Annotated in this window: 10 protein-coding genes; 6 read left to right on the forward strand and 4 right to left on the reverse strand. The window is 34.0% G+C overall.

Annotated elements, in window-relative coordinates; translation table 11 throughout:
• Positions 1–40: 40 nt before the first annotated feature.
• Together ACR1PN_RS05545 and ACR1PN_RS05550 are read right to left on the reverse strand one after the other, a co-directional pair.
• A complete protein-coding gene (locus tag ACR1PN_RS05545; protein WP_378175117.1) occupies positions 41–1,882 on the reverse strand; it encodes a lysophospholipid acyltransferase family protein in 1,842 nt (613 codons plus the stop codon).
• A gap of 22 nt (positions 1,883–1,904) precedes the next feature.
• Positions 1,905–3,143 (reverse strand): aspartate kinase, encoded by a 1,239-nt coding sequence (locus ACR1PN_RS05550; RefSeq protein WP_378175112.1) that lies wholly within the window; start codon positions 3,141–3,143, stop codon positions 1,905–1,907.
• Between the two features lie 313 nt (positions 3,144–3,456).
• On the opposite strand from ACR1PN_RS05550, the gene fbp reads away from it, so the two are divergent.
• The 5 genes from fbp (at position 3,457) to ACR1PN_RS05575 (ending at position 10,940) form a co-directional block, all read left to right on the forward strand.
• A complete protein-coding gene (fbp, locus tag ACR1PN_RS05555) occupies positions 3,457–4,473 on the forward strand; it encodes a class 1 fructose-bisphosphatase (RefSeq protein ID WP_433979203.1) in 1,017 nt (338 codons plus the stop codon).
• A complete protein-coding gene (locus ACR1PN_RS05560; RefSeq protein ID WP_433979204.1) occupies positions 4,474–5,478 on the forward strand; it encodes an o-succinylbenzoate synthase in 1,005 nt (334 codons plus the stop codon).
• 233 nt (positions 5,479–5,711) lie between these two features.
• On the forward strand, positions 5,712–7,385 hold the full coding sequence (locus ACR1PN_RS05565) for a glutamine--tRNA ligase/YqeY domain fusion protein (RefSeq protein WP_433979205.1): 1,674 nt from the start codon (positions 5,712–5,714) through the stop codon (positions 7,383–7,385).
• A 177-nt stretch (positions 7,386–7,562) separates the two neighbouring features.
• On the forward strand, positions 7,563–8,792 hold the full coding sequence (locus tag ACR1PN_RS05570) for an MFS transporter (RefSeq protein ID WP_433979206.1): 1,230 nt from the start codon (positions 7,563–7,565) through the stop codon (positions 8,790–8,792).
• A gap of 117 nt (positions 8,793–8,909) precedes the next feature.
• Positions 8,910–10,940, forward strand: coding sequence for a TonB-dependent receptor (locus ACR1PN_RS05575; RefSeq protein WP_433979207.1), 2,031 nt, complete (start codon positions 8,910–8,912; stop codon positions 10,938–10,940).
• A 1-nt stretch (position 10,941) separates the two neighbouring features.
• Here ACR1PN_RS05575 and ACR1PN_RS05580 read toward each other — a convergent pair whose 3' ends face one another.
• Together ACR1PN_RS05580 and ACR1PN_RS05585 are read right to left on the reverse strand one after the other, a co-directional pair.
• The gene (locus ACR1PN_RS05580; protein WP_433979208.1) at positions 10,942–11,679 is read right to left on the reverse strand and encodes a hypothetical protein; all 738 of its coding nucleotides are present in this window, start codon (positions 11,677–11,679) and stop codon (positions 10,942–10,944) included.
• Entirely contained in the window at positions 11,676–12,644 is a 969-nt protein-coding gene (locus ACR1PN_RS05585; protein WP_433979209.1) for a YpdA family putative bacillithiol disulfide reductase, read from the reverse strand. Before ACR1PN_RS05585 ends, ACR1PN_RS05580 begins: the two co-directional genes overlap by 4 nt.
• A 187-nt stretch (positions 12,645–12,831) precedes the next feature.
• Between ACR1PN_RS05585 and ACR1PN_RS05590 the strand changes: the two genes are divergently transcribed.
• On the forward strand, positions 12,832–13,467 hold the full coding sequence (locus tag ACR1PN_RS05590) for a hypothetical protein (protein ID WP_433979210.1): 636 nt from the start codon (positions 12,832–12,834) through the stop codon (positions 13,465–13,467).
• Positions 13,468–13,493: the final 26 nt, after the last annotated feature.

Here is a 13,493-nt window from a genome sequence, read left to right on the forward strand (position 1 = left end):
ACAAATATTAATCGAAGTTTTTTAAATTTAATACAAAAACTTACTGATTTTCAGCTTGATTATTTTCCTGTTCTTTTCTTATTTGTTCGCTCATTTCCTCTAAAACAGGCTTGATTGTGCTTTCCGGAAGGTCACTTATCCTGATGTACATCAAACCATCGATCGCATCATTGAAATTAGGATCAACGTTGAATGCAATTACCTTTGCATTTTGCTTAATATATTTTTTGATTAAAACAGGCATTCTCAATTCCGGTTCAAGATCATCGATAATTTTATCTAGTTTATTTAAATCGGATTCCATCTCGTTCATAAACAGGTTTTTATCACGATCACGCAGCTTTACCTTGTAGTCATTTCTGGGGGTAATATATTGAGCAACAGCAGAGTCGTAATAATTGGAACGCATGAATTCGATCATCAGCGATTTAGAGAATTCCGAAAATTTATTAGAAATACTCACACCGCCCATCAGAAATTTATGATCAGGATTTCTTAAACAAACATGTACAATTCCTCGCCACAGAAGGAACAACGGAAGTGGTTTTTGCTGATATTCTTCGCAGATATAAGCTCTTCCCATTTCAATAACCTTCTTGAAAAACGGATGGATATCCTGTTCGAATTCAAATAGAGAACTTGTATAAAATCCTTTAATCCCAAATTTTTTCATCACATCTTTACCTAAGGCCATTCTATAAGCTCCGGCTAATTTTTCCGCCGAGTTGTCCCACAAAAACAGATGATGATAATGTTTGTCGTATTCATCAAGATCAAAAGGCAGATTGCTTCCTTCTCCAACCGCACGGAAGGTGAGTTCCCTTTGCCTTCCGATTTCCCTCATAATAGAAGGTATTTCTTCGTAAGGTGTAAAATAAATCTCGTAATTACCGTTGCTGAACAGCATTCTGTCGGTTCCTTTTATTTTACTGATGTCTTTCAGTAGGTCTTCTTTCGGAGTTTCATCAATGATATTCTGAACGATATTTTCTTCTTTTAATAAAGGAAATTTCACCGAAAGATTTTTCAGATTGATAGCCTGGGCAAGAGATTTTCTTTTTTCGTAGTAAGATTTCATCATGTAAACCTTACGTTTCAGAAACTCTCCCAGTTCTTCAATATTTTCCATTTCATCCATCACTTTTACAGTAATCGGGCGGCCGATTCGGATTCGGATTGGCTTTTCCCTATCATTCATCATTTCTGCAGGGAGCATTAATGTCTGTAAGTTGGGATGAATTTTGGCAATCTGATAAAATAAAGTGCTGTTTTTAGCATGAAAATACATCGGAACTACCGGAACTTTTGCCATCCTGATCAGCTTTAAAGCAGGTTTTTCCCACTCTTTATCTAAAATCTCACTATAAGGATTGTTTTTATTAGATACTTCTCCGGCTGGAAAAATTCCGACACAACCACCGTTTTCGAGATGCTTTAAGGTTTCACGCATCCCGGTTGCGCTGTTTCTGATTTCCTTTCTGCCTTCAAAAGGATTTACAGGGATCACATAAGGTTCCATTGGCTTTATTTTCTCTAAAAGAAAATTCCCCATCACTTTGAAATCAGGACGGACTTCAGATAAAATCTTGCACATTAAAATTCCGTCAATTGCACCAAGCGGGTGATTGGATACCAGGATAAACGGGCCGGTTTTTGGGATTTTTGCTAAATCTTCTTCAAAAGCGATATAACTTAAATTTCGCTCTCTCACAAATGAATCGAAAAAGTCTTTACCTTCCTTGTCTTTTAATTTATCATAGAGTCTGTTGACTTCATTTATTTTCGCAATGCTCATCACAGCAGAAGCGACAGGGTTTTTTAGAAAACCTATCTTATTTAAGCCGGAAGCTTTGATTAAATCGTTTTTCGAAATTAAGCTCATGTGTTTTTAGTCGAAATTAGTTTTATTGTGTTACCATTTGCAGCGTATTTTTTGCAATCTGCTCCAATAATACGCTTTTTCCCTGGTAAAATTTATCGATGTTTTCCATCTTTGCATTCCTTACCGTAAATAAAGATACATTTTTTATGACATCGGTCTTAAAAACTTTTTGAAGTTCGTCATTCAACTCATCAACTTTGTTAAATTTATCTTCCAGACATAATTCCAGTGAGATCGCAGAATTTTGCATCAGAGATACTTTGATTTTGTACTTGGCTAAATTATTGAAAATTAAGCTCATGTGATCTTCGGCGATAAATGAGAAGTCTCTTGTAGAGATCTTTAATAAAGTCTGATTTTCTTTTAAAATATAAGACTCTTCACTTTGATTTTTATCTGAAACTCCTACTTTAGTTCCTGCTTTTGTGGGATCAATAAAAGATTTCACATAAAAAGGAATGTTTTTTTGCTGAAGTGGCTGCAACGTTTTCGGGTGAATAACGCTGGCTCCGTAATATGCCATTTCAATTGCTTCTTCATAAGAGATATTTGAAAGAAGGCTTACATCCTCAAATTTTCTTGGATCTCCTGTCATTACTCCGGGAACGTCTTTCCAAATGGTCATTGCATCGGCATTTAAGCAATATGCGAAAATCGCCGCTGAATAATCAGATCCCTCCCTTCCTAAAGTTACCGTGAAATTGTTTTCGTCTGAACCAATGAAACCTTGAGTAACATAGCAGATTTCTTTATTTAAATTTGAAATAAATTCTTCGGTTCTTGCCCAATCTACAACTCCATCTCTGTAAGAGTTATCTGTTTTTACATAATCTCTTGCGTCTAACCATTGATTGGTAAACTGAATGTCATTCAGATATTCACTTACGATTTTCGTGGAGATCATTTCTCCACAACTTACCACCTGATCGTAAACGAAATTGTAGTTCGGAGATTTATTTCTTCTTAAAAATGAATCGATATCATCGAAAAACAGATTTATTTCTGCAAAAACTGCATGGTCTTCAGAAAAAAGTCCTTTAGCTATTTCGATGTGCTTCTGTTTTATATCCTCAATCTCTGTTTGATAGTTATCTTTCTTAAAATACATTTCTACCACTTTTTCCAAAGCATTTGTGGTTTTGCCCATCGCAGAAATAACGAGCAGACATTTCTCAAAGCCTTGACTTTGAAGAACCATAGAAACATTTTTTACACTTTCGGCATCTTTTACAGAAGCCCCACCAAACTTGAAGATTTTCATTAAAGTATTAAAAATAAATTTGTTAGATAATTTTCGTTGTCGAAATTTTAAGATGTCAAAATTATAAATTTACACTGAGATATGAAATAGGCAGCGAGAGCGATATAATTAAGATTTTATTAAAATCAAAATTTGTCTCCAAATAGTGTATTTACTTTAATAATTTGGGAATTTTCAAAACGGATGTTTTAATATTACTCGATTTGTTAATGGTTGTATTTGTTTGATAAACAGTTCGTAAGGGTTATTTTGATATTTATTTTTTAAATAGGATAAATTTTACGAAATTTGGGAAAAGTGTAAAAAGAAAAATATGTCAGATCAGTCATTACAAACTTTAGGAGAGTTTCTTATCGATAAACAAGAAGATTTTCAGTATTCTACAGGTGAATTTTCACGCCTTCTGAGTGCCATAAGATTAGCTTCAAAAGTTGTAAACAGAGAAGTAAACAAAGCAGGAATTGTAGATATTACCGGAGCAGCAGGGAACCAAAATGTTCAGGGTGAAGAACAGCAGAAACTGGATGTTATAGCAAACGATATTTTTATTACGGCTCTGTCACAGCGGGAAGTTGTATGCGGAATTGCTTCTGAAGAAAATGACGATTTCATTGATATTAAATGTGGTGAAAACGGACATTTAAGTAAATATGTTGTTTTAATTGACCCTCTTGATGGTTCCTCAAATATCGATGTAAATGTTTCAGTGGGAACAATTTTCTCTATTTACAGAAGAGTTACAGAGCCGGGAACTCCCGTTCAGCTGGAGGATTTTCTACAGAAAGGGATCAACCAGATTGCGGCAGGATATGTTATTTACGGTTCGTCCACAATGATTGTTTATACGACAGGAAACGGAGTAAACGGATTTACTCTTGATCCTTCTTTAGGTACCTATTATCTTTCTCATCCTAACATGACTTTCCCGAAGACCGGAAAAATTTATTCAATCAATGAAGGTAATTATATCAAATTTCCTCAAGGTGTAAAAAATTACCTCAAATATTGTCAGATGGAAGAGGGTGACAGGCCTTATACTTCCAGATATATCGGATCTTTGGTTGCAGATTTTCACAGAAATATGCTGAAAGGCGGAATTTATATTTACCCTTCTTATTCACAGGCTCCAAACGGGAAATTGAGATTGTTATATGAATGTAATCCGATGGCTTTCTTGGCCGAGCAAGCTGGCGGAAAGGCAACAGACGGTTTCGGAAGAATTTTGGAAATTGAGCCGACAGAACTTCACCAGAGAATTCCTTTCTTCTGTGGAAGCGTAGATATGGTGGAAAAAGCAGAAGAATTTATGCGAATTGACAGCGTAAAATAAATGACAGCAAAATATTATCAATATATATTAGAATTCAAGCGCCCGAGTGGAACATCTCGAGGCGTTTTGCTTGAAAAAGAGACATTTATTCTTGAAATTTTTCAGGATGACAAAAAAGGTGTAGGAGAATGTGCAATTTTCAGAGGACTAAGTTTTGATGACATAGCAGATTATGAACAGAAACTGCAATGGCTTTGTGAAAATATTAATCAGGCTTTTGAATATTTAAAAGAAGAATTGAAAGAATTTCCATCGATTTGGTTCGGTTACGAACAGGCTGTTTTAAATTTAAAGAATGGTGGAAACCTTTACTTTCCGAGTGAGTTTACTGAAGATAAAATTCCAATCATTATCAACGGCCTGATCTGGATGGGAAATATTGATTTTATGGAAGAGCAGATTCAGGAAAAACTTGAGCAGGGCTTTCATTGTATTAAATTAAAAATCGGTGTAGACTGGAAATCTGAACATGAAATTCTTCAAAAATTAAGACAGAAATTTTCTAAAGATCATTTGGAACTCCGGGTTGATGCGAATGGGGGATTTACTAAAGATAAAGCCAAAATTGTTTTGCAACAATTGGCAAATTTGGATATACATTCAATCGAACAGCCTATTAAAGCAGGAAACTGGAACGATATGGCTGAACTTTGTGCTGAAACGCCAATTCCTATTGCTTTGGATGAAGAATTAATCGGGATTATTGATTTTAATGAAAAGAAGAACCTTTTAGAAAAAATAAACCCGCAGTACATTATTTTAAAACCCTCTTTGATAGGTGGTTTCTCAGGATCAGATGAGTGGGTATCTCTAGCTGGGCAGCAAAATATAGGTTGGTGGATTACTTCAGCTTTGGAGAGTAATATTGGTCTGAATGCGATTGCTCAATATACCTTTACTAAAAAAAATAAAATGCCTCAAGGTCTAGGTACAGGAAGTTTATTTACTAATAATTTTAAGAGCTGCTTAGAGCTCAGCGGCGAAAAACTTTTTTATAAAGGCTGATATTAAATTACACCGTCAATGAAAATAGCTTTTTTTATAGATTCAATTATATTTAAAAGCTGTTTTTTAATCTTCTTCATGATGATATTATAACTGTTTTTTCTGAATGTAAATTTCTGAAAAAAAATTCAATTTCAGGTGAATTTTGTTTTAAAATAATTATTTTCATACCATTTTTAAATTTCTTAAATTTGCAAATTGTCGTTAGTGCGGCATATTAAAGCGAATTTTTAATGGAAGAAGAAAAAAAATCACTCAATTTTATTGAGCAAATTATCGAAGATGATTTGGCAAACGGACTTACAAAAGATGAGCTCCGTTTCCGTTTTCCGCCTGAACCAAACGGTTATCTGCATGTAGGTCATACCAAAGCGATCTGCATCAACTTCGGTTTGGGTGAAAAATACAATGCTCCCGTAAACCTTCGTTTCGACGATACGAACCCTGAAAAAGAAGAGCAGGAATTCGTAGATTCTATCATGAAAGACGTTGAATGGCTAGGTTTTAAGTGGGATAAAGTTTTGTACGCATCCGATTACTTCCAGCAGCTTTACGATTGGGCAGTTCAGTTGATTAAAGAAGGAAAAGCTTATGTAGATGAGCAGCCATCTGAAGTAATTACTGAGCAAAGAAAAAATCCTGCAGAACCGGGAATTGAATCTCCATACAGAAACCGTCCTGTTGAAGAATCTTTAGATTTATTCGAAAGAATGAAAAACGGTGAATTCGAAAGTGGTTCGATGTCTCTTCGTGCAAAGATCGATATGACTTCGCCGAACATGAACATGCGTGACCCTGTAATGTATAGAATTTTAAATAAACCTCATCACAGAACCGGTACAGCTTGGAAAATTTATCCAATGTACGACTGGGCACATGGTGAGTCTGATTATATCGAACAGGTTTCGCACTCATTGTGCTCTTTGGAGTTTGAAAACCATAGGCCATTGTATAATTGGTATCTAGACCAAGTGTATGAAGAAGGAAAGGTGAAAAACAAGCAAAGAGAATTTGCAAGGATGAACGTTTCTTACATGATTACTTCCAAAAGAAAATTACAGAGGCTGATTGCTGAAAATGTAGTGAGCGGTTGGGATGATCCAAGAATGCCTACGATTTCCGGAATGAGAAGAAAAGGGTATACTGCCACTGCTATCAGGAATTTTATTGAAAAAGTAGGAGTTGCCAAAAGAGAAAATCTAATTGAACTTCAGTTATTGGAATTCTGCGTTCGTGAAGACTTGAATAAAGTGGCAAAACGTGTAATGACAGTAGTTGATCCTATTAAATTAATCATTGAAAACTATCCTGAAGGACAGGAAGAATGGCTGGAAACTGAAAATAACCCTGAACAGGAAAGTGCAGGAACCAGAGAAATTCCGTTCTCCAGAGAATTATATATTGAGCGTGAAGATTTTAAGGAAGAAGCTAATAATAAATTCTTCAGACTAAAGTTAGGTGGTGAAGTTCGTTTGAAATCTGCTTACATCATCAAAGGTGAAAGAGTAGAGAAGGACGAAAATGGAGAAATCACGACCATTTATGCGACTTACGATGAAAAATCCAAGTCTGGAAGCGGAACTGAAGAAAGTTTAAGAAAAGTAAAAGGGACTATTCACTGGGTGTCTGCGAAACACGCAATTCCTGTGGAAGTAAGAAATTACGATAAATTATTTACGGTGGAACAGCCTGATGCTGAGAAAGATGTGGATTTCTTAAATTTCATCAATCCAGACTCTGTTACTACAGTTCAGGGATTTGCTGAACCTGGTTTAAAAGATGTGGCGGTTGGAGAACCTCTTCAATTCCAGAGAATTGGCTATTTTACAAAGGATCAGGATTCTACGGATACAAATTTTGTATTCAACAGAACTGTGACCTTAAAAGACTCTTATAAGCCGGAGTAAAAAATTATTTATATCTAAATAAATGAAACAGGGCTTAATTTTTTAAGTCCTGTTTTTATTTAAACACTAATGGCACAAATAATCGTCACAAATTTCACAACTATTATTGGTGTTATTAGTGAAAATATTTGTGTCACTTGTGTTTAAAAAGAATCACTTATCAAAAAGAAATATAAAATGAAACTTATACAATTATATACAAACTCATTCAAAGGGCTTTCTCAGGAAAGCTGGATGCTTGCGTTGGTAATGCTCATCAACCGAGCCGGATCAATGGTGCTCCCGTTTTTGGGAGTTTACATGACTGCTCATTTAAAATTTAGTATAGAAAATACAGGAATTGTACTTAGCTTTTTCGGAATCGGTTCAGTAATCGGTTCTTGGTTGGGTGGTTTTATTACAGACAGAATCGGAGAATATAAAGTTCAGTATTTAAGCTTATTATTAAGTGTTCCTTTGTTTTGTTTAATTCCACTTTTTAAAACAGAAATAGGAGTTGCTGCAATCATTTTAATACAGAGTATCGTAAGCGATTCATTTCGTCCTGCAAATTCAGTAGCGATTACAAAATATGCAAAACCTGAAAATATTACAAGAGCCTTTTCATTAAATAGAATGGCGGTTAATTTGGGATTCTCAATTGGCCCTGCTTTAGGCGGAATTTTGTCTGCAATTTCTTATGAATTTCTATTTTATTCTAATGCTTTTGCAGCATTATCGGCTGGGATTTTATATATCACTTTCTTCAGAAAGCGCAACAAATTAGCCAAGCTAAAAGCAAGAAAAGTAAGTGAAGTTATTGAAATTAAAAAAGAAAACTCGCCTTATCGTGATGGTAAATTTTTGATTTACTGTTTTCTTTGTATGCTGTTTTCAATCTGTTTCTTTCAGTTATTCAGTACATTGACTATTTTTTATAAAGACACGGCGCATTTGAGTCAGCAAAAAATAGGGTATTTATTAGGGTACAGTGGATTTATCGTTGTGTTGCTGGAAATGGGTTTGGTTCAGGTTGCAGAAAAATATTTGAATTTAGCAAGAACTATGTTTTTGGGAACATTCATTTGTGGTCTTTCGTATGCAATGCTCGGTTTCGATTACAGTCTTATAACATTGGTACTTTCGATGACTTTATTGTCAGTCGGAGAAATTTGGGCATTACCATTTATGTCAACAATCACAGCTTTGCGTTCGGGTAAAAACAACAAAGGAGCGTATATGGGGTTAAACGGAATTTCATTTTCTATTGCATTTATCGTTACGCCTTATTTGGGAACTTTAATCGCTGAAAAATTAGGTTTTACCATATTGTGGATTGGAACCGGAATCATTGCAACAGCCATTGCCGTCGCATTTTATTTTGTTGTTCCATGGATGATTAAAGATCGTGAAGATATTTTAGACTAAATTTTAAAAAGAAAATAATGCATCGGCCTTGTCAAGATTCCCAACCTTGACAAGGTTTTTTGTGCAAAATTTGAAGTTTTAGGTTTAAACTGTACAGTTTTTGCATAGAATTTTACAATGAAAAAAATCTACTTAATTCTTCCTCTTTTTTCCGCTTCGATTTTATTTTCTCAAAAAAGAGATTCTGCCACTTTGATATCAGAAGTCAGAATTGATACTTATAAAAAACCAACAGCTTTTATCAATTCCACCAAATCGGTTTCTGTTATTTCTGAAAATTTATTAAATCAAAATACACCGGAAAGAATGCTTGAATCCATCAATCAGATTGCAGGAGCAAGAATGGAAGAACGTTCACCTGGAAGTTACAGAATTTCACTTCGTGGAAGCACTTTAAGGTCGCCTTTTGGCATTCGGAATGTGAAAGTTTATCTCGACGATTTTATTTTATCTGATGCTTCCGGGAATACGTATTTCAATGTGATTTCTCCAGAATTGATTGATAGAATGGAAATTTACAAAGGTCCGGAAAGTGGCGATTACGGAGCTGTTACAGGCGGAACGGTGCTTTTGAAAACAAAATCTTCAGAAAATTTGTCGGCTAATCTATCCGTCGGAAGCTACGGAACTTTCAATCAGAGTGTAGATTTTTCAAAGCAGATTGGAAAACATTTTTTTGAAGTTTTTCAGAATTATTACCAGACCGATTCTTACCGTGACCAATCGAAAGTTCAGCGAAAACAGATTTTCGTGAAATACAATTTTCAATATTCGGAAAAAGGATTGCTGAAAGCCATGTTGATGTATTCTGATTTAGATTATCAAACTCCGGGAGGATTAACTTTAGAACAGATGAATTTCAACAGAAAACAGGCAAGACCCAATACGGCGACAGTTCCGGGAGCTCAGGAACAAAATGCCGGAATTCGCAATAAAATGGTTTTGGCAGGAATTTCAAACGAATATCAGTTTACCCCAAATTTTTCACATTTTTTATTAGTTCAGGGTTCTTACGTTGATTTTGAAAATCCTTTTATTACCAATTTTGAAAACCGTTTTGAGAAGAATTTCGCTTTAAGAACCCATTTTAATTATGAAAAAAACTGGGACAAAGTTTCTTTAGCATACCGATTGGGTTTTGAAGGTGGAATGAACGATATTCTAATTAAAAATTATGATAATAATAAAGGTTTTGAAGGTAATCCACAAAATTTTGATCAGTTGAAAAACAGTTCGGGATTTTATTTTCTTTCCCAAAAACTAAACTTTAATGAGAAACTTTTTACTGATGTTTCTATTAGTTTGAATTCAAATTCATACGATTGGGAAAGGCTTTTTCCAAGAGCTGAAAATGGAAATATTCATTTTAAAAATCAATGGCTTCCGAATTTTGGACTGACTTATCTTTTAGGAAAAGGTTTTTCAGCCAGAGGAAAAATTGGAAAAGGAAATTCTGCTCCCACTAATGAAGAAATCCGCTCTTCAACACAGGAATTTAATCAGAATCTTAGTCCGGAATATGGCTGGAACAAAGAAATAGGTATTAGAAAACAGTTTGGAAATTTTCTTTTTGTAGAAGGAAGTTATTTTGACTTTCGAATGAAAGATGGGATTGTAAGGCGGCAAAATGATGCTGGACAAGAATTCTTCGTCAATTCAGGAGAAACCGTTCAGAAAGGCTTTGAAGTTTTGTTGGAATCTAAAAATTTCAATTTGAAAAATGATTTTTTCAGCAACTTTAAATTCAGGTTTTCAGGAAGTTTTTATGATTTTAAGTTTAAAAATTACCAACAGAATGACAATAATTTCTCCGGAAATGATTTAACGGGAGTCCCGAAAACGACAATAAACAGCTTGTTGAATTTTACTTTTTTCAAAAAACTGAATGTTGATTATTCTCATTTTTATACTTCAAAAATGCCTTTAAATGATGCCAATACTGTTTGGTCAGAACCCAGTTTGATCGGGAATATTCAGTTCAGATATCCTGTAGATTTTGAAAAAATGAGAGTCAATTTATATCTTCAGATTCAGAATTTATACAATGAAGATTATGTTCTTGGATTCGACATTAATGCTTTTGGTAACCGGTATTATAATCCTGCAGCAAAGCGAAATTTTGTTTTAGGAATGAAGGTTGACTTTTAGTCTAATATAGCTCTGAAGTAACATGATCTCGATACTTAATTGGAATGTATTCAGGTATATAAACAAAAGCAATCAGAATTCTCTTGCCGAGATATTCTGTTAAATCACGATTAAGATTCTTCTTTATCAGCTTCGCTATTTCATTATCTCTGTCCCCAAATTCTGATATGTTTTTTACTGCTCCAATTACATTTTTACTATTTGAAGTTATTTCATAAACAGCAAAATTATTTTTTGGTTTAAAGTTTTTTAATTTTGAAATACTTGATTTTCCCTTTTTATTTTTTTCAAAGTAAAAAATAAATTCGTCATTCTTCGTTGTATTCTTTTCTAAAAAAGAAAATAAATTTTCTACAGCACTAATTTTACTTTGATATGAGTTGTCATCAAGAATATAATGAGGCGTGCAAGATGTAACTATCTTGTTATTGTTGTTCAAGAAAATAAGATATTTTGCATTTGCCCTTAAACTCAGTTGGCAACTTGTGCTTGAAAAGTTACCAATATTTCCTGCCACATCTAAAGTCTTGATTTCACTTTTGCCTTTGAAAAATCTTTCAAATTTTATATCTGCTTTATAAGTGTTTTTTGTAGCGTTATTACCATATACATTTAAGACAGTTATTTCGGCGACAAAATCAGCTCTGTGATAAGCGTTGGAAAGTGTAGTAAAAAGACAACTGCAAGCAAACGTAAAATTAAAACTAAATAATATTATTAAAAGGAGTATTTTTTTCATAGCTTATTTTGTAAAACATTTTTCACAATCATTTCTGCATGAATTCTCGAGTTTTCAATAAACCATAGATGCGTGTCTTTTCCGCCACAAACTACGCCTGCCAAATATAAATTCGGAACATTGGTTTCCATGGTTTCGGTGTTGTAAAAAGGATTTAAACATTTTTCCCGCAATTCAATTCCTGAATTTTTGAGAAAGTCAAAATCGGGAAGATAGCCGGTCATTGCGAGAACAAAATCATTTTCAATCTCATTGAGTTGTCCTGTTTTATCTTTAAAAATTACGGAATGTTCTTTAATTTCAAGCAGTTCAGCATTAAAATGAGCTTTAATACTTCCTTCTGTAATTCTATTTTCAATATCCGGTTTCACCCAATATTTTACACTTGGAGAAATCTCAGAGTTACGGATAATCATCGTTACTTCTGCGCCTTTTCGGTAGGTTTCCAAAGCGGCATCGACAGAAGAATTGCTTGAGCCAATAACGACAATTTTCTGTTTTGCGTAAGGGTAAGGTTCGGTATAATAATGTTTAACTTTCTCCAGGTTTTCTCCGGGAATATTCATCAGATTCGGAATGTCATAAAATCCGGTTGAAATAATTACGTTTTTTGCGTAATAGGTTGATTTTGATGTTTTAATTTCAAAAATCTCATCGTTTTTGGAAACCTTTAAAACTTTTTCATAAAGATTAATATTCAGATTTTTCTGTCTTGCAATTCCCTGATAATATTCTAAAGCTTCCTGTCTTCCAGGTTTTGGGGCAGCAGAAATAAAAGGAATTTCATTGATTTCAAGTTTATCTGCGGTTGAAAAAAACTTCATATACAAAGGATAATTGTAGAGCGAATTGACAATCGTTCCTTTTTCTATAATTAAATAACTGAGGTTGCTTTTATTGGCTTCGAGCGCACAGTTGAGACCGATTGGTCCGGCTCCGATAATCAGAATGTCTAAAATTTCCATAACTCAAAATTAGTAAAAAGCTTTTACGAAAGAGATGATTATATATGCAAATAATAATTCAACATCAAATAAGTTTAAATCTGAGATCCTCTCAACTGTGTTATCACTCAACTACAAAATGACTAAGACTCTCAGACCCTCTCACAAAACTGGCATCGCTTTTGGACTTTTTGCCAAAATTTTTGAAATGAAAAAGACTTTTTTAGCCTTCTTACTTTTGGCGGTTTTATCATGTGAAAAGAAACAGGATAAAAATCCAACAGTATCTACAGATAACCTGAAAAGATCAAATGAAAGAACTGATACAAAACAGGAAGCTTTCTCAAAAGAAGTAGCATTGAAAAAGACCAATGATGAACTTTTACAAGCCATAAAAGTTGGGTATTATGATGTTTTTGCCAACTACATTCATCCTCAGAAAGGCGTAAGATTTTCGATGTATGCCTTTATCAACCGTAACGAAGATAAACATTTTTCAAAAGCTGATTTCGAAAAATATTTTCCTTCAAAAACTGTCTTTACATGGGGTTCAAGAGATGGTTCGGGTGAAATTTATAAAGCAACTATTCAAAAGTATTTTAAAGATTGGGTTTTTAAAAAAGATTTTACAAAATCCGAGTATGCATTCAATAAATTTTTGGGTACTGGAAACTCTTTGAATAACTCAAAAGAAATTTATCCGAATACAGATTTTACAGAAAATTATATTTCCGGTTCTGAGAAAAATGGCGGGATGGACTGGAATGCACTTCGTTTTGTTTTTGAAGAATTTGAAGGAAAGTATTACGTAGTTGCGGTTATCAATGATGAATGGACGATATAAATTAAAATTCCCCTTCTGTTGCAGAC

This window comes from Chryseobacterium sp. RLHN22 (assembly GCF_051011795.1).
Lineage (GTDB): Bacteria > Bacteroidota > Bacteroidia > Flavobacteriales > Weeksellaceae > Chryseobacterium > Chryseobacterium zhengzhouense.